This is a genomic window from Alkalicoccus daliensis, from assembly GCF_900103955.1.
GTDB classification, from domain to species: Bacteria; Bacillota; Bacilli; order Bacillales; family Salisediminibacteriaceae; genus Alkalicoccus; species Alkalicoccus daliensis.
On record NZ_FNIL01000014.1, the window covers coordinates 63,878 to 80,048 of the forward strand.

The 16,171-nt window shown below is 45.1% G+C and carries 18 protein-coding genes; 16 read left to right on the forward strand and 2 right to left on the reverse strand.

Annotated features, from left to right (window positions below; all coding sequences use genetic code 11):
* The first annotated feature begins 139 nt into the window (after positions 1 to 139).
* The 16 genes from BLP92_RS15915 to hisIE all read left to right on the forward strand — a co-directional run bounded on the left by BLP92_RS15915 (position 140) and on the right by hisIE (position 13,789).
* Positions 140 to 1,261: a DUF4097 family beta strand repeat-containing protein gene (locus BLP92_RS15915; protein ID WP_090843948.1), complete on the forward strand. Its 1,122-nt coding sequence runs from the start codon at positions 140 to 142 to the stop codon at positions 1,259 to 1,261.
* Positions 1,262 to 1,294: 33 nt separating this feature from the next.
* The gene (locus BLP92_RS15920; RefSeq protein WP_090843949.1) at positions 1,295 to 1,495 is read left to right on the forward strand and encodes a PspC domain-containing protein; all 201 of its coding nucleotides are present in this window, start codon (positions 1,295 to 1,297) and stop codon (positions 1,493 to 1,495) included.
* Positions 1,492 to 1,848, forward strand: a complete 357-nt coding sequence (locus BLP92_RS15925) for a phage holin family protein (protein WP_090843950.1) — start codon at positions 1,492 to 1,494, stop codon at positions 1,846 to 1,848. Before BLP92_RS15920 ends, BLP92_RS15925 begins: the two co-directional genes overlap by 4 nt.
* An 844-nt stretch (positions 1,849 to 2,692) precedes the next feature.
* Entirely contained in the window at positions 2,693 to 3,631 is a 939-nt protein-coding gene (hprK, locus tag BLP92_RS15930) for an HPr(Ser) kinase/phosphatase (protein ID WP_090843951.1), read from the forward strand.
* 410 nt (positions 3,632 to 4,041) lie between these two features.
* Positions 4,042 to 4,854 carry a prolipoprotein diacylglyceryl transferase gene (gene lgt, locus BLP92_RS15935; RefSeq protein WP_090843968.1) on the forward strand — a complete coding sequence of 271 codons (813 nt, stop codon included), beginning with the start codon at positions 4,042 to 4,044 and terminating at the stop codon, positions 4,852 to 4,854.
* A 17-nt stretch (positions 4,855 to 4,871) separates the two neighbouring features.
* Positions 4,872 to 5,834, forward strand: a complete 963-nt coding sequence (locus BLP92_RS15940; protein ID WP_090843952.1) for a nucleoside recognition domain-containing protein — start codon at positions 4,872 to 4,874, stop codon at positions 5,832 to 5,834.
* Positions 5,835 to 5,854: 20 nt separating this feature from the next.
* Positions 5,855 to 6,517 (forward strand): pyrophosphatase PpaX, encoded by a 663-nt coding sequence (gene ppaX / locus BLP92_RS15945; protein ID WP_090843953.1) that lies wholly within the window; start codon positions 5,855 to 5,857, stop codon positions 6,515 to 6,517.
* 86 nt (positions 6,518 to 6,603) lie between these two features.
* Positions 6,604 to 7,110 (forward strand): acyltransferase, encoded by a 507-nt coding sequence (locus BLP92_RS15950; protein ID WP_090843954.1) that lies wholly within the window; start codon positions 6,604 to 6,606, stop codon positions 7,108 to 7,110.
* A 216-nt stretch (positions 7,111 to 7,326) separates the two neighbouring features.
* Positions 7,327 to 8,523 carry an ATP phosphoribosyltransferase regulatory subunit gene (locus tag BLP92_RS15955; protein ID WP_090843955.1) on the forward strand — a complete coding sequence of 399 codons (1,197 nt, stop codon included), beginning with the start codon at positions 7,327 to 7,329 and terminating at the stop codon, positions 8,521 to 8,523.
* Positions 8,513 to 9,157, forward strand: coding sequence for an ATP phosphoribosyltransferase (gene hisG / locus BLP92_RS15960; protein ID WP_090843956.1), 645 nt, complete (start codon positions 8,513 to 8,515; stop codon positions 9,155 to 9,157). The genes BLP92_RS15955 and hisG overlap by 11 nt, the downstream gene beginning before the upstream one ends.
* Positions 9,157 to 10,455: a histidinol dehydrogenase gene (hisD, locus tag BLP92_RS15965; RefSeq protein ID WP_090843957.1), complete on the forward strand. Its 1,299-nt coding sequence runs from the start codon at positions 9,157 to 9,159 to the stop codon at positions 10,453 to 10,455. Before hisG ends, hisD begins: the two co-directional genes overlap by 1 nt.
* Positions 10,433 to 11,026: an imidazoleglycerol-phosphate dehydratase HisB gene (hisB, locus tag BLP92_RS15970; RefSeq protein WP_090843958.1), complete on the forward strand. Its 594-nt coding sequence runs from the start codon at positions 10,433 to 10,435 to the stop codon at positions 11,024 to 11,026. The genes hisD and hisB overlap by 23 nt, the downstream gene beginning before the upstream one ends.
* Entirely contained in the window at positions 11,023 to 11,649 is a 627-nt protein-coding gene (hisH, locus tag BLP92_RS15975; protein WP_090843959.1) for an imidazole glycerol phosphate synthase subunit HisH, read from the forward strand. The genes hisB and hisH overlap by 4 nt, the downstream gene beginning before the upstream one ends.
* Complete coding sequence (gene hisA, locus BLP92_RS15980) at positions 11,642 to 12,379, forward strand: 1-(5-phosphoribosyl)-5-[(5-phosphoribosylamino)methylideneamino]imidazole-4-carboxamide isomerase (RefSeq protein ID WP_090843960.1); 738 nt, start codon at positions 11,642 to 11,644, stop codon at positions 12,377 to 12,379. The genes hisH and hisA overlap by 8 nt, the downstream gene beginning before the upstream one ends.
* A gap of 1 nt (position 12,380) precedes the next feature.
* On the forward strand, positions 12,381 to 13,139 hold the full coding sequence (gene hisF / locus BLP92_RS15985) for an imidazole glycerol phosphate synthase subunit HisF (protein ID WP_090843961.1): 759 nt from the start codon (positions 12,381 to 12,383) through the stop codon (positions 13,137 to 13,139).
* Positions 13,136 to 13,789, forward strand: a complete 654-nt coding sequence (hisIE, locus tag BLP92_RS15990) for a bifunctional phosphoribosyl-AMP cyclohydrolase/phosphoribosyl-ATP diphosphatase HisIE (RefSeq protein WP_090843962.1) — start codon at positions 13,136 to 13,138, stop codon at positions 13,787 to 13,789. The genes hisF and hisIE overlap by 4 nt, the downstream gene beginning before the upstream one ends.
* 200 nt (positions 13,790 to 13,989) lie before the next feature.
* On the opposite strand, the gene BLP92_RS15995 is transcribed toward hisIE, so the two are convergent.
* Together BLP92_RS15995 and BLP92_RS18140 are read right to left on the reverse strand one after the other, a co-directional pair.
* Positions 13,990 to 15,510: a phytoene desaturase family protein gene (locus BLP92_RS15995; protein ID WP_090843963.1), complete on the reverse strand. Its 1,521-nt coding sequence runs from the start codon at positions 15,508 to 15,510 to the stop codon at positions 13,990 to 13,992.
* Positions 15,511 to 15,942: 432 nt separating this feature from the next.
* Positions 15,943 to 16,171, reverse strand: a 229-nt coding sequence (locus BLP92_RS18140; protein WP_210184577.1) for a hypothetical protein, incomplete at its 5' end; no start/stop codon positions are given.

Genomic DNA, 16,171 nt, shown 5'->3' on the forward strand with positions numbered 1-16,171 from the left:
TATGAAACATTTGCTGCTCACATGCGTAATACACCTAGAACAACCGGCCCAGACAGAATACGTCTGAAGGCGGAGGCACTGGAAGAAGCGTTCAGTGTATGATAATAAGAAGGATATTACAGGAAGGAGCGTGTCTGTTATGCAGGAAGAAAGAAGAATGATCTTAAAAATGATTGAGGACGGAAAAATTTCCGCTGAAGAAGGAATGAATCTCCTCAATGCACTCAAGGAGGATCCGGAAAAGCAGGAAAAAGAAGAGCCTTTCAAAAACACACAGGAGAAAACCTCTGAAAAGCAGGAGCAGTCCCGTGCAAAAAAACGTACCAGCTCTGCCTGGGATTATCAGCGTGCAGAAGAAAAAATGACTTCTTTTGCAACCAAATTTTCTGAGTTCGTTGATGATGCTGTGCATCGTGTAAAGGATTTTGACCTGGACTTTAATTTCGGTCCCTCCGAATCAGTAGAGCATGTTTTTGATCATAAAGATGTCTTCTTAAAAGAAGCCAACATTCATATTGAAAATGGAAATGTGGAGCTTCGTCCCTGGGAGGAAAAAGACATCCGGATCGAATGCGATGTGGAAGTTTACAGAGTGAAAGACAGTGAAACTGCCCGAAAAGAATTTCTGCGTGAAGCGGCGTTCAGCTTTTCCAATGGAAAACTTCAGTTTCATGTGCGGAAAAAATCAATGAAAGTAAATACAATTATTTATTTCCCAACAGAAAATCTGGATAAGCTTCAACTCTATACGTTTAACGGGAAAATGGCAGGGGAACATATTCCTGTACACCAGTTAACTGCGAAAACAATTAACGGAAAAATGTCGTTTGACCAGATTGATGCAAAAGAAACAAGGCTGGAAACGATGAACGGTCCTATCTATGTTCGTCAGCTGAATACAGTCGAAGGAGAGCTGAAAACGATGAATGGGACTGTTACTATTGACGGTGCCAGGGGAAACATGAACATCGAATCAGTAAATGGCACGATTCACTTCCGTCTTTCAGAAGCTTCGCAGTCAAAGGCTTACATGAAAACGCACATGGGCAGCGTACACATTGCTGTGCCGGATGGGGTGAAAACGGAAGGTGAAGTGAAAACGTCTGTAGGAGGCATTCACTGCCAGCTCCCTAATCTCAGCATCATTGAAGAAAAGAAAGAATATGCTCAGAAGCGGCTGACATTCTTAGCCAACAAGCAGGGAGAAGGCCACTTTTATATTGAAGCTGAAGCAACCACAGGCTCAGTGCATATTAAGTAAAGTTCAAGTTATGCAGAAAAGGAGAGATATCCAATGAACAAATTAACCCGTTCGACGCGTGACAGAAAATTAGCCGGCGTCTGCGGTGGGATTGCGGAGTATTTTAACGTTGATTCCACCGTCATCCGAATTGTAACTATCATTCTCGCTTTTCCTTTTTCGCTTCTTATCATTTCACTGTACATCATTGGAATTTTGTTAATGCCGAATGATACCGAAGTGAATGAACAATGAGCTGGCTGATTCAGTTAATAGTGAATGCTGGAGTGCTGCTGCTTATTGCCAATGTATTCGGAAATATTGAGTTGACAGGATTCGGTGCGGCTCTGCTGGCGAGTTTTATCCTTGCTGTAGTAAACGTCATTGTAAAACCTATTCTTGTAGTGCTTACACTGCCTGTAACGATTTTAACCCTCGGGCTGTTTTTATTCGTGATTAATGCGATTACGCTGATGCTGACCGCATGGATGATGGGCGACAGCTTTGTAATTGACGGTTTTGGAGCAGCGCTGCTGGCTTCTATTATTTTCGCGATACTGAATGCGATTATTTCTAATTTTATTGTCGATCCACTTACGAAAAAATAATTTCTCGAGAAAAGCAGTGCCTGTTACAGGGTGCTGCTTTTTTTATAGAAAGCTACCTTGAAAATAAAAGTTTTGCTAAAAAGAAGTAATCATACTGCTTCACTTTCGGCGAGGCTTGCCCAAGGGCTTGTTCTCGACTAATTTCTCTCTCAGGGCACGGTTTCCATCGATCCACAGACAGCAGGGCACAGACCGCCATGCTGTCTTGAAGAACCAGGATCGATTCCGCTCGTGCTTCGTGACCTTCCAGAAGGTCACTTGGATTCTCGAACTGCGCTTATCCTTTGGGTGTCCTCTCCTTCGTTACACAGCAGTATTAATTTTCATACTTTATGGTGCAAAAATTTTGCATGAGTGTCTCTGTTAATGCTCATTGTTGATAAGAGAAAACTTCGCTGCGGGATCTTCCCGGCTGTGCGTCCGCCGGTTTTCGCTTCGTTCTTTCCTTTGCGAAACAATAGAAAAAAATTGTTTCTATTACAAGCTTTTCTATCAACAAAGCGAAGCCAAGGCGGTGTAGACACCTGCGGAAAAGAAAGCATGAAGATCATCCCGGACGAAAGGGAGGGATAGCTGAAGGATTTCTCCGCGGCAAGCGCAGACAAAAGAGCCGCAGGCGGGCTTTTCTTATATTAACATCAGAGCCTTACAGAAAAAGCTTCCACTGGTTATGTTAAAACATCTGGTAAGGAAGCATACAAAATTTTTAATTATTTCGTTCTCTTTCCACTATAAGCATTACCTGTCTTCTTGTGCAGTTTTTTCCCGAATTTCTTCTGAGGCACTGGAAGGTCTGATATGCTAAAATGGACGAAGGCAATGTAAGTTGAGAGGAGAGTTTTAAATGGCAGAAGTAACAGCAGAAGGCTTGATGGAGGAATTTCAATTAACTTTAGTAAATGACGAGGAATCTGTAACTTTCCGTCCGATTACTACGAGCGATATTTCACGTCCGGGGATGGAAATGGCAGGTTATTTTACATACTATCCAGCGAAACGAATTCAGCTTTTAGGGAAAACGGAAATGTCTTTTTATGAACAATTAAGCACGGAAGATCAGCAGGATCGCATGAAAAGACTTTGCACCTATGACACTCCTGCGATTATCCTGTCAAGGGGTATTGATGTACCTGAGGCGTTAAAAGAAGCAGCGAATGAAGTCGGCGTACCTGTATTTTCCACGCAGATTTCCACAACCCGGCTCAGCAGTAAGCTGACAATCTTTTTGGAGAGCAAGCTTGCCCCAATGACTGCACTTCATGGGGTTCTTATTGATATATACGGTATAGGAGTTTTAATTACCGGCTCAAGCGGTGTAGGTAAAAGTGAAACAGCGCTCGACCTGGTAAGACGTGGACACAGGCTGGTAGCAGATGATTCTGTGGAAATTCGCCAGGAACAGGATGGGGTGCTCGTCGGAAAAGCGCCGGAGCTGATTCGTCATCTTCTGGAAATCCGCGGGCTGGGTATCATTAACGTGATGACGTTGTTTGGTGCCGGCTCAGTACGTAATGAAAAAAGAATTGGTCTTGGGATTGACCTTGAAGCATGGGACCAAAAGAAGCAGTATGACCGTCTTGGACTCGACGAAGATTATCTGCAGATTCTGGATACAGATCTTCCAAAGCTGACAGTACCGGTACGTCCAGGAAGAAACCTTGCTGTTATCATTGAAGTAGCGGCAATGAACTTCCGCTTGAAGCGAATGGGAATCAACGCAGCGGAGCAGTTTTCAGAGCGCCTCACCTCCGTAATCGAAGAAAGTGATCATGATAACGATTAATATTAATATAGAAAGCTAACTTCATAGGAATATTAAAGTATTTTCAGCAGATGATGCTTTCTAAGCGATCCTGTAGTTTGACTAAATGATAAGATACCATTATTTCTTACACGTAAATAAAAGGTATTCCGCAGTGGCAAGGTGTTATTTCGAGACGCCTGTGGAAAAAGAAAGTTTGAAGATCACCCCGGTGTTCTTCCCGGGGAAGCTGAAAGCTTTCTCCACGGCAAGCGAAGAAATAGAAACCGCAGCCACTGTATTACTGTCTCTTATAGGTGAATTTTTTCAATTAAATAGATAATCAACAGACATGATATTCGAACTTATCTACACTCTGAACTGCTAATGAAGCAGCTTTCATAAAATTGAAATCACCATTGCAGATAAAATAATTGAACGAGGTGAAAGAAGTGCTGCTATCTACTCAGCCATTGAATCCAGTGGCATTTGAACTGGGACCCATTACAGTTTTCTGGTATGGAATTTTAATAGGACTAGGTGCCTTTCTGGGGTATCTGCTTGCAAATCATGAAGCAAAAAAACGAGGTCTGCCTGATGATCTGCTGGCAGACCTGCTTATGTTTGCACTTCCCGCTGCGATTATCGGAGCAAGAATATATTATGTAATCTTTCGCTGGGATCAATTTGCAGATGATCCGATCAGTGTCTTGTATATCTGGGAGGGCGGTATTGCAATACACGGAGCATTAATCGCCTCTGTTATTACAGGATTAATCTTCGCAAAAAAGCGGGGAGTCTCTTTCTGGAAACTGGCAGATATTACTGCACCCGGTATTCTGCTCGGCCAGGCAATCGGCCGCTGGGGAAATTTCATGAATCAGGAAGTCTACGGCGGAGAGGTTTCCCGTGGATTTTTAGAGAGTTTACTGCTTCCTGAATTTATTATCAACCAGATGTTTATTGACGGTGCTTATCACCATCCTACCTTTTTATATGAATCGATCTGGAATATACTCGGGGTGGCTCTGTTGTTATACCTGCGGCGCGTAAATCTGCGGCGCGGAGAGATGTTCTTAACGTATGTAATTTATTATTCCATTGGAAGACTTATTATCGAAGGAATCCGCACGGACTATCTGCTTCTGTTCGGAACACTGCGGACTGCGCAGGTATTATCAATTATTCTTATCGTTGGCGGAATCGCCTTGATTCTTTACCGGAGAAAGGCTGGCCTTGCAGACAAGCGATATCTAGATGATTAAAGGAAGGATGCTTTAGAATGCAAACCTTAAAACAAGGGCTGCTTGTCGGGCTGCAGACAACCTGGAAGCTCGGGAAAATAATCTTTCCAATAACACTTATTGTAACGATGCTCAGCCAGACGTTCGTAATGGACTGGCTGACGCGGGTTCTATCTCCGCTGATGGGCTGGATTGGGCTGCCTGGAGAAGCTGCCATCCCATTAGTCCTTGGAAATGTGCTGAATTTATATGCTGCAATCGGTGCGATGCTGACAATGGATCTGACGGTAAAGGAAGTGTTTATCCTTGCAGTCATGCTGTCGTTTTCCCATAATTTATTTGTAGAGTCCGCCGTGGCAAAGCAAGTCGGTCTGAGCATAAGTGTCGTTCTTGCAGTCAGAATAGGACTCGCCTTATTTTCTGCCTGGCTGATCCACCTTGTCTGGCAGGGCGGAGCAGAACGGGCGAGCTATGGTTTTGTCCCTGCAGGCCCCTCAGAAGTGGAAGGGTTCGGTGCTATCGTCATGTACGGGGTGGAAAGTGCTTTGATTGGGATACTGCAGCTGGCCGTCATTGTGATTCCTATTATGATATTCGTGCAGATAATGAAAGATATGAGATGGCTGCCGGTGTTCTCCCGCTGGATGACGCCTTTTACAAAAGTACTTGGGGTGAAATCCAATACTTCCACCACGCTTGCAGCAGGTCTGTTATTTGGGTTGGCTTACGGCGCAGGCGTAATGATTCAGGCAGTAAAAGAAGATGGCGTGGAGAAAAAAGACCTTTATCTTGTGTTCATTTTTCTCGTGGCCTGTCACGCAGTAATTGAAGATACACTGCTGTTTGCGCCGCTCGGCATTCCGCTCTGGCCGCTTCTGCTTATCCGCTTGATTACCGCAATATTATTAACGATCGCCGTAGCTTTTGTATGGAACCGGCTAGAAAAACAGCCCCCGGATACTGAATATGAAGATGTCCCATCTGCTTCCTCAGACCGCTAATTTTAAAGGAGTTTTTATATATGACGAATAAAATAGATACAATCTTATTTGACCTGGATGGTACGCTCATTAATACAATTGATTTGATTGTTGCTTCATTTGAGCATACCCTGGAGGAATATTTCCCGGGAAAGTATGAGCGGAATGATATTCCTTCGTTTATAGGCCCGCCCTTATCTGAAACTTTTGAGCGGATGAATCCGGATCATGTAGATGAAATGATAGATGTATACCGAAAGTTTAACCACGCAAATCATGATTCACTTGTAACGGAATACGAAGGTGTAAAAGAAACTTTGGATAAGCTGCAGGAACAGGGCTATGCTATGGCAGTAGTTACTACGAAAAAAAGAGATACAGCGCTGAAAGGGCTGCAGCTGATGGGAATGGAAGAATACTTTCCGGTAGTAGTGTCTCTTGATGAAGTAACCCGATACAAACCGGACCCGGAACCTTTAATGCTTGCACTGGAGCAGCTGAATAAATCTCCGGAACAGGCAGTCATGGTAGGAGACAGTGAACATGATATTCTCGCGGGAAAAAATACAGGCACACTTTCTGCAGGCGTATCCTGGTCTATCAAAGGGAAAGAATTCCTGGAAACGTTCGACCCGGATGTCATGCTTGAGAAGATGACAGATCTGCTTGATTATATGGAAAGTCTGGAAAAGCAAAGCGTTTAATACCAGCTGCAATGTTTATCGGAAGGAAACAGCAGAAAAGAAGCTGATCATATGAAATTCCATCACGACACGAGGAGGAAACGGCAATGCCGCGAAATACAGAACGCTTTCCTGTGAAATCTGCAAATTCACTCTGGCACATTTATAAGACCGTACCGTTTCTAAAAGTGATGAAAAACTTTATTGTGATTCAGGCAGCACGGTATATGCCTTTTTTAGGTGTGAAAAACTGGCTTTACCGTACTTTTCTGCGCGCAGATATAGGCGATCAGGCAGCGATAGCTTTAATGGTGATGTTTGATGTCATGTTTCCTGAAAAAATAAAGATAGGAAAAAATAGTGTGGTAGGATATAACACCACGATTCTGGCACATGAATATTTAATAAATGAATATCGTCTGGGAGAAGTACGCATCGGAGAAAACGTGATGATCGGAGCAAACACCACCATCCTGCCGGGAGTGACCATCGGGGACGGAGCGGTAGTTTCTGCAGCCACGCTGGTACATAAAGATGTACCGGCAGGTGCGTTTGTCGGCGGCAATCCAATGCAGATCATCCGGACGAAAGATGAGCCAGCAGCTTCTGAATGAGCAGCTGGCTCCTATTTATATAAATATTCATGCTTATTTATATAAATTAATATAGATTGTTGCCACAGAAAAAAATGAACTTTCTCATTACATATAGAAGTTGGTTGACGCAGGATAAATTGCCCTGTAAACTATGTTTTAAGGTCTTTATCACTCTATCACGTTAGCACGGTAAAGTGAATCGGATATATATTGCTTACGGAAGGAATGGAAAAAATGTCGAAACTATTTATGTTTGAAAAACCGCAGGGCATGCGAGACACGCTCCCGGAACTTTATCAGCTGAAAACGCAGGTGAAAAGCGCGGTCGCAGAAGAAATGAGACTGTGGGGCTACGAGAATGTGGAAACACCTACAGTAGAGTTTAACGAAACAGTAGGGGCAGCTTCCGCCATACTCGACCAGCAGCTGTTTAAACTGCTTGATCAGGAAGGAAACACACTCGTCCTCCGGCCGGACATGACTGCTCCTATTGCAAGAATTGCAGGATCGACTTTAAAAAACGTGAAGCGTCCGCTTCGCTTAACTTATGATGCACCGGTATTTCGTGCGCAGCAGTATGAAGGAGGAAAGCCGGCAGAATTTGAACAGGTGGGAGTGGAATTGATCGGAGATGAATCTTCCAGTGCGGATGCAGAAGTTATTTCCTTAATGATCTCCTCTCTTCAGAAAGCGGAAGTTACTTCCTATCAGATCGCGATCGGACATGTTGGTTTCGTGAATGCCCTGCTGAAAGAAGTGCTCGGTAACGAGGAACGTGCCCAGGAATTCAGAAGGTATCTCTACGAAAAAAATTATGTCGGTTTCCGTAAAGCTGTCGACGAACTTCCACTTTCCTCTCTCGACAAGCGCAGGCTGCATGAGCTGCTCCGTTTAAAAGGCGGAAAAGATATCGTAGAAAAAGCGGAAAAACTGACGGAATCAGAAGCAGGGAAAAAAGCACTCGAACAGCTGCAGAAACTCCTTCATATATTAGAAGACTATAATATGAGTGATCGCGTGTTAATAGATTTAAACCTGGTAATGCATATGAGCTATTACACCGGTACCGTATTTGAGGCATACAGCGAAGGGCTCGGCTATCCTCTCGGCGGAGGCGGCCGCTATGACCAGCTGCTTGCACAGTTTCATCATGCAGAGCCGGCAACAGGATTCGGTCTAAGGGTAGACCGGTTAACGGAAGCTCTCGGTAAAGCAAAACAAAAAGTAAAAAAAGATACCTGTATTATTTTCAGCAGTGAACGCCGGAAAGAAGCGATGGATGAAGCCAAAAAACAAAGAACAGAAGCGCGCTCGGTCGTGATGCAGGAAATCACTGGGATTGAAGACGTAGATGCTTATTCAAAACAGTTTGAGGATGTAATTTATTATATTGGTTCAAACGGAAATGGGGGAGCTGGAGATGAGCAGTGAACTGTTAACGGTGGCAATGCCAAAAGGAAGAATATTTGAAGAAGCAGTCGAACTGCTCCGGGAAGCAGGATATGACCTGCCGCCTGAATTCGACGATTCAAGAAAGCTGATTATTGAAGTTCCGCAATCCGGGATGCAGTTTATTCTGGCAAAACCGATGGATGTCCCGACTTATGTAGAACACGGCGTGGCAGACGTAGGTGTGGCGGGCAAAGATGTGATGATTGAAGAAGAAAGAGACGTGTATGAGGTACTGGATTTAAAAATCAGTTCCTGCTATATGGCAGTCGCAGCTCTTCCAACATACAGTCCAGGACGTGATGTTGCACCGAAAGTAGCCTCCAAATATCCTAAACTTACTTCAGATTATTTCCGCGAGCAGGGGGAACAGGTGGAAATCATCAAATTAAACGGCTCTATTGAACTTGCCCCTATCGTAGGACTGGCAGACCGGATCGTGGATATTGTTTCCACCGGACAGACGCTGCGGGAAAACGGCCTGGTGGAAATTGAAACGATGATGCCAATTACTTCCCGTTTTATCGTGAATCCTGTCAGTTACCGTACGAAAGCAGCGCAGATTGATGATATGGTAGACCGCCTTTCTGTAGTGGTAAATAAGGAGAATGCCTGATGAAAATCATTCCTTTAACAAAAGATATCACCTTGAAGCGTTCGATCGATCAAGGTACTTCAGCCCAGCGTGCCTCTGTACTTTCCATCTTAGAAGATGTAAGAGAAAATGGAGATACAGCGGTGCAGAAGTATACAGAGAAGTTTGATGAGGTCGCTTTAGCAGATGCAAAAGTGACGGAGGAAGAAATCCACGATGCAGAAAAAAATGTGGATGATGAAACAAGAGCGATCATCCGGGAAGCGATTGCGAACATTCGTGATTTTCACGAGCGGCAGCGCCAGGAAACCTGGATTACAACGAAGCCGGATGGAACCATTCTCGGACAGAAAATAACGCCGCTGGAAGCAGTGGGGGTGTATGTGCCTGGGGGACGTGCGGCATATCCTTCTTCTATTCTAATGAATGTCATACCTGCGCAGGTAGCAGGGGTAGAAAGAATTGTCATGGTGTCCCCGCCGCAGAAAAACGGCAGACTGGAAGATATCGTGCTTGTAACGGCCCGGGAGCTTGGTGTCGAAGAAATCTATAAAGTTGGAGGCGCACAGGCAGTCGGAACCCTTGCCTATGGCACAGAAACGATTGCCCCGGTAGATAAAATAACAGGCCCGGGGAATATCTTTGTCGCGCTTGCGAAACAGCTTGTCTACGGCACAGTCGATATTGATATGATTGCCGGGCCGAGCGAAGTAGTTGTTCTGGCAGATGCCTCCGGCCACGGGGACTACATTGCAGCCGACCTTCTCAGCCAGGCGGAGCATGATCCGATGTCTTCTGCGATACTTGTCACTACAAGCCAGGATGTAGCAGAAGAAACGCTGAAAGAAGTAGAACAGCAGCTGGAAACACTTCCTAAAAAAGATATTGCAGAAGCAGCAATCCGTGATTTCAGCAATATTTATGTAGCTGATAATTTAGCGCAGGCAATTGCAGCGGTGAATGAACTTGCTGCCGAGCATTTAGAGCTTCACGTCGCAAAGCCGTGGGACGTGATGGGAAAAATTAAGCATGCAGGAGCGATATTTATCGGGGAAAACAGCTCTGAACCGATCGGCGATTACTTTGCAGGACCGAATCACGTGCTCCCTACAAACGGGACAGCCCGTTTTTCCAGTCCTTTGAATGTAGAAGATTTCACGAAAAAATCCAGTATCATCGCCTACAGTGAGCAGGCCATGATTGAAAATGGAGAAAAAGTGGCAGCTTTTGCAAGACTTGAAAATTTAGAAGCACATGCACGAGCAGTAGAAATTCGTCTGGAGAAGGGAGCTCTCTATGGAAAAGAGAACAGCGAGTAAAAAACGTGATACAAAAGAAACGCAGATTGAACTGACATTTACAATTGATGGTGAGGGAGAAGCGGAGTTAAATACGAATGTTCCTTTTATGTCCCACATGCTTGATTTATTTACGAGACACGGACTGTTCGATTTGAAGCTGAATGCGCACGGGGATGTGGACATTGATGACCATCATACGACAGAAGATATCGGAATCGTGCTTGGTACGGCACTCGGTGAAGCACTTGGAGATAAAAAAGGCATCCGACGTTACGGCTCTGCATTTGTTCCGATGGATGATGCACTGGCGCACGTAGTGATTGATTTAAGCAACCGTCCGCATTTCGAGTTAAAAGGAGAAATCCCGCACCGGAAGCTGGGAACATTTGATACAGAGCTGATTGAAGAATTTTTATGGAAGCTGGCACTGGAAGCTCGCATGAATCTTCACGTAAATATACATTACGGCACAAATGCACACCATGTAATTGAAGCAATATTTAAAGCGCTGGGCCGTGCACTGGATGAAGCAACCATGCTCGACCCAAGAGTAAAGGGTGTACCTTCTACGAAAGGAAGTTTGTCATGATCGGGATCATTGACTACGGAATGGGAAATCTGCACAGTGTAACAAAAGCATTGGAGCGTTTGGGCCACACACCATTTTTATCAGAGCATGCGGAAGATCTGGCGAAAGCAGACATGCTGATTCTGCCGGGAGTAGGGGCATTTAAAGACGGTATGGCTGAATTGGAGAAGCGGGGACTCGATACTTTCGTGAAGCAATGGACAGAAGACGGAAAACCGCTGCTTGGAATCTGTCTTGGAATGCAGCTTCTTTTTGAAGAAAGTGAAGAGAACGGCAACACGAAGGGGCTGGGACTTCTTCCCGGCCGCGCCATTCATTTTCCTGCAGGAAAAGTAAAAGTACCTCATATGGGCTGGAATCAGCTTATTTTCAAACAGCCGGAACACCCTATCCTGAAAGAAGTAGAAGAGGGTCACGTTTATTTTGTTCATTCCTATTTTGTGAAGGCTGATACAGAGGATATTCTCGTCGCTTCGACGGATTATGCAAATGAACAGGTTTCTGCAGTAGTAGCGAAGGATAATATCTGGGCGACACAGTTTCACCCGGAGAAAAGCAGTTCTGTAGGAGTCAGCATGCTGAAAAACTTTGTAGAACAGAAAGGAGGCGTACGTGTTGAGTAAATTCACTATTTATCCTGCGATCGATATGCGCGGCGGGAAGTGCGTCCGTCTGCTGCAGGGCGACTATGATAAAGAAACAGTTTATGGAGATTCTCCTTTTGAAATGGCAAAAGCATTTGCAGAAAAAGGAGCTTCCTGGATCCACATGGTCGATTTGGACGGGGCTAAAGCTGGAAAGCCTGTGAACCAGGAATATGTAATCCGTGCTGCAAAAGAGCTGGATGCAAATATTCAAATCGGCGGCGGAATCCGTACGCCGGAAGATGTGGCTGCATATTTGGAAGCAGGAGTGGCACGCGTTATTTTAGGGAGCGCTGCAATTTCCGATCCGGATTTTGTTCAATCGATGCTCAATGAATACGGCGGAGAAAAAATTGCAATTGGAATAGATGCGAGAGACGGATACGTAGCAACACACGGCTGGCTGGAAACTTCTGAAGTTCGTGCGGAAGAATTAGGAAAAGAGCTTGCAGAGGCGGGAGCGGAAACTTTTATTATGACGGATATTTCCCGTGACGGCATGATGTCCGGGCCAAACGTGGAAGCCATTGCAAGTCTCGGCCGTGCGACGGAAAAGCAGGTGATCGCTTCAGGCGGCGTAAGCAGCATGGCGGACCTGCAGGAGCTTTCTCAGTACAGCAGTAAAGGGATTTCCGGTGCAATTATCGGGAAAGCACTATATACAGACAAAATTGACCTTTCGCAGGCGTTGGCGGAGGTGGAGCGCTGATATGCTCACAAAACGAATTATTCCATGTCTGGATGTGAAAGAGGGACGCGTAGTTAAAGGCATACAATTTGTAAACCTCCGCGATGCGGGAGATCCTGTAGAGCTTGCTGCATTTTATGACGAACAGGGAGCAGATGAGCTTGTGTTCCTTGATATTTCAGCTTCCCATGAAGGCAGGGAAACAATGGTTGATGTTGTAGAACAGGTAGCAGGGAAACTTGCCATTCCTTTTACTGTAGGAGGCGGCATTAATGCTCTGGAGGATATGAAACGAATCCTGCGTGCAGGAGCAGATAAAGTATCTTTAAATACTGCAGCGGTGCTCCGTCCTGAGTTGATCAGGGAGGGAGCAGCATTTTTCGGCACACAGTGTATTGTTGTTGCGATAGATGCAAAATGGGATGATGCGCTTAATTCCTGGAGAGTGTATACGCACGGAGGCAGAAAGCCGACGGAACGCGAGGTAGTGGCTTGGGCAAAAGAAGCCGTCGCACAGGGCGCAGGAGAAATTCTGTTAACCAGCATGGACCAGGATGGAGAAAAATCCGGCTTTGCAGAAGCACTGACGAAAACTGTGAGCGAAGCGGTAAGCGTCCCGGTCATTGCCTCCGGAGGGGCAGGAAATAAAGAGCATTTTGCCACGGTTTTTAACGAGGGCAAAGCAGATGCAGCGCTTGCTGCCTCCATCTTCCACTACCGCGAAACATCGGTGGCAGAAGTGAAAACGTATCTTAAAGAAAAGGGGCTCCCAATTCGATGATTCAAATTGATCAGCTGGTCTTTGATCAGCAGGGGCTGATTCCTGCAATTGTGCAGGATGCCTCTTCCAAAGAAGTTCTGACACTTGCTTATATGAATAAAGAATCGCTCCAAAAAACTTTGGATACTGCCGAAACATGGTTTTACAGCCGGTCCCGGCAGGAACTCTGGCACAAAGGAGCGACTTCCGGCAATACCCAGAAAGTAAATGAAATCCGCTATGACTGCGACCAGGATGCACTTGTCGTATTCGTAACGCCGAACGGCCCTGCCTGCCACACAGGGGCAAGAAGCTGTTTTTCAGATGCGCTCTGGACGGGTGAAGGTGAAACACCTGAGAAAACAGAGAAAGAACGCTTTGCTGTTATTGAAGAACTGGAACAGCTTTTGAAAGAGCGGGAAGAGACTCGACCGGAGGGATCTTATACTACTTACTTATTTGATGAAGGAGTAGACAAGATTTTAAAGAAAGTCGGGGAAGAAGCTTCAGAAATAATTATTGCAGCGAAAAATAAAGATGCGCAGGAACTTACGTGGGAAAGTGCCGATTTTCTTTACCACTGGCTCGTATTGCTGCAGGAGCAGAAACTTCCGCTGGATGCCGTGCTTGAACGCCTGGCAGACAGGCACAGCGGGAAGAAAAACGTCTGATATTGAATCAGTAGATTTCTATTGTTTTCTTAATGCAGAGGAAATGCATTGGCGCAGAAGAAGTTTTCTTTGAATTTTGTCTGCAGCTCAGATGAGTTAATTTTCCCATACTGTGCCGGGGGGGGGAAAGTGCCAGCTGCAATCTCAATATGTAAAAGGACCGTTCTCATGTCGTTATCGACAGAACGGTCCTTTTTAAATTATTTTGCTTTTTTCGTTTTGAGTTCTTTTTTCTCGCGATCTTCTTTAATTAAATCAGCGGTCAGCTGGCCAGAAAGTGTCACCATCGGCACTCCGCCGCCGGGATGGGTAGCACCCCCGCTGAAGTACAGATTTTCATACACCTGGCTTCTCGCAGGAATTTTAAAGCCGCCGTTCGTTGCTTTATCAGCTGCAATGCCGTAAATGGAGCCGCCATGCGAGCCATAAAGTTCTTCGATTGTATCCGGAGTGAATTCATATTCGAATTCAATGGAATCACGGAGGCCTTCCATTCCCATGCGTTCCAGTTTATCGAGAATGACTTCACGGTATTTATCCCAGTCCACTTTTTTCTTCAGCGCGGTTTTTGGCGGGACGTGGGTGAGAACGAAGAGGTTTTCCTTCCCTTCCGGAGCTTGCGAAGGATCGGTTTTAGAAGAAACCCCAATATAAATCGTCGGATCATCAGCCGGCACTCCTTTTTCGAATATTTGCTTGAATTCTTTTTCCGGATCTTCCGAGAAGAAGAAATTGTGATGTTCGAGTTCTGTGAATTTCTTGTTTACACCGAGCAGCAGAACCTGTCCGGAAACAGTAGGGGCGAAATTTTTTGTTAGTGTTTTTATTTCTTTTTTCGTCTTGCCTGTTTTAGGAAGAAGCTGTTTATATGCAGGAATTGCTTCCAGGTTTGAGACGACAATATCTGCTTCGTAAAAATCCCCGGATTCCGTTACTACTCCCTGGGCTTTGTCTTCTTTAATATAAATGTGTGAAACCGGAGAATTCACCAGTACATCCACCCGAAGTTCATCGAGGACTGTTTTCATTCCCCTGGCAATATTGTACATGCCGCCTTTCACATAATGAATTCCCAGGCCGAGCTGCACATATACGAGCTGGTTCAGTATCGCAGGTGACTGATATGGATTGGAGCCCACGTACATGACGAAGAAATTAAACAGCTGCTCCAGGTATTTGTTGTCGAAATGTTTTTTCGTACTGTCCGCCACTGTATGAAAGGGGTCCATGGAAAGAAGCTCTTTCAGGGTGTGCTGCTGGCGCAGGTCTTTTAATCCCCCAATGGAAGTCTTATAAAAGCTTTTCATACATAAATCATACATATCCTGAGAGTAGGAAAGGAATTTCATAAATGACTTTCCGGGCTCCGCTTTTACTTTACGCATTTCCTCGAGCATGCCGGGAATATCGGAAAGCACGTCGATAGAAGTGCCATCTTCGTAGAAAGTCCGCCACTGCGGCTCGATTCTTACAATATCCATATAATCATTGATGTTCCGGTGCACACTCTGAAAAAGTTTTTCGAGCACCCAGGGCATCGTAAGAATGGAAGGACCTGTGTCGAAAGTAAATCCTTTTCCGCTCCGCTGGTTCAATTTCCCGCCGATAGTTTCATTTTTTTCGAGTACTGTTACTTCGTATCCGTCTCCTGCTAAGCGCATTGCTGCAGAAAGACCACCTAAGCCTGCTCCCACTACTACTGCTTTTTGTTTTGCTGTCATTATGACGGCACCTCCAGAGTAAGTATATTATTCAGTTTTTCCAAGTGATGCAGATGCTGCTTAAAGTACGGGGAACAGCATAGAAAAAATGCTGTTAATAAGCTCTATGATGTTCATTGACAATAGAAGGAAAATTAGCTGAAACTGATCTGCTGTGGACGCGCTCCTCTGCGGGATTTTTCGTTTTCCAGAGGCTGAATGAACTTTCACCGCGCACTGGCGCACCCGTCCAAATAATCTTAAAGTCTCATCTTCAAGATCTTTATGAAGAATACTGCTGGTCGAGAGGAGCAATGCTCTCTAAAACAAACAGGCATATCCCGGTTTCCGCTTCGTTCTTATAATTATTAAACAGAAGAAGATCTGCTTTTATCACAAACATTTTTGTCAGAAAAACCGCCGGCGCAGCTTTCTTATAAGCACATCAGTCTTTTAATAAGCCTTTTGATAAATGGCTACCTTGAAAATAAAAGTTCCGCTAAAAAGAAGTAATACTGCTGCTTCACTTTCGGAGAGGCTTACCAAGGGCTTGTTCTCGACTAATTTCTCTCTCAGGCACGGCTTCCATCGATCCACAGACAGCAGGGCAGAGACCGCCATGCTGTCTTGAAGAACCAGGATCGATTCCGCTCGTGCTTCGTGACCTTCCAGAAGGTCACTT

What these genes read in the sequence shown, in the direction of transcription:
- BLP92_RS15950 (WP_090843954.1), top strand. Translation starts at nt 6,604, where the DNA reads ATGCCGCGAAATACAGAACGCTTTCCTGTGAAATCTGCAAATTCACTC.
- BLP92_RS15925 (WP_090843950.1), top strand. Translation starts at nt 1,492, where the DNA reads ATGAGCTGGCTGATTCAGTTAATAGTGAATGCTGGAGTGCTGCTGCTT.
- BLP92_RS15920 (WP_090843949.1), top strand. Translation starts at nt 1,295, where the DNA reads ATGAACAAATTAACCCGTTCGACGCGTGACAGAAAATTAGCCGGCGTC.
- BLP92_RS15955 (WP_090843955.1), top strand. Translation starts at nt 7,327, where the DNA reads ATGTCGAAACTATTTATGTTTGAAAAACCGCAGGGCATGCGAGACACG.
- hisIE (WP_090843962.1), top strand. Translation starts at nt 13,136, where the DNA reads ATGATTCAAATTGATCAGCTGGTCTTTGATCAGCAGGGGCTGATTCCT.
- BLP92_RS15940 (WP_090843952.1), top strand. Translation starts at nt 4,872, where the DNA reads ATGCAAACCTTAAAACAAGGGCTGCTTGTCGGGCTGCAGACAACCTGG.
- hisF (WP_090843961.1), top strand. Translation starts at nt 12,381, where the DNA reads ATGCTCACAAAACGAATTATTCCATGTCTGGATGTGAAAGAGGGACGC.
- hisH (WP_090843959.1), top strand. Translation starts at nt 11,023, where the DNA reads ATGATCGGGATCATTGACTACGGAATGGGAAATCTGCACAGTGTAACA.
- hisG (WP_090843956.1), top strand. Translation starts at nt 8,513, where the DNA reads ATGAGCAGTGAACTGTTAACGGTGGCAATGCCAAAAGGAAGAATATTT.
- BLP92_RS15915 (WP_090843948.1), top strand. Translation starts at nt 140, where the DNA reads ATGCAGGAAGAAAGAAGAATGATCTTAAAAATGATTGAGGACGGAAAA.
- ppaX (WP_090843953.1), top strand. Translation starts at nt 5,855, where the DNA reads ATGACGAATAAAATAGATACAATCTTATTTGACCTGGATGGTACGCTC.
- hisD (WP_090843957.1), top strand. Translation starts at nt 9,157, where the DNA reads ATGAAAATCATTCCTTTAACAAAAGATATCACCTTGAAGCGTTCGATC.
- hisB (WP_090843958.1), top strand. Translation starts at nt 10,433, where the DNA reads ATGGAAAAGAGAACAGCGAGTAAAAAACGTGATACAAAAGAAACGCAG.
- BLP92_RS15995 (WP_090843963.1), bottom strand. Translation starts at nt 15,510, where the DNA reads ATGACAGCAAAACAAAAAGCAGTAGTAGTGGGAGCAGGCTTAGGTGGT.
- hprK (WP_090843951.1), top strand. Translation starts at nt 2,693, where the DNA reads ATGGCAGAAGTAACAGCAGAAGGCTTGATGGAGGAATTTCAATTAACT.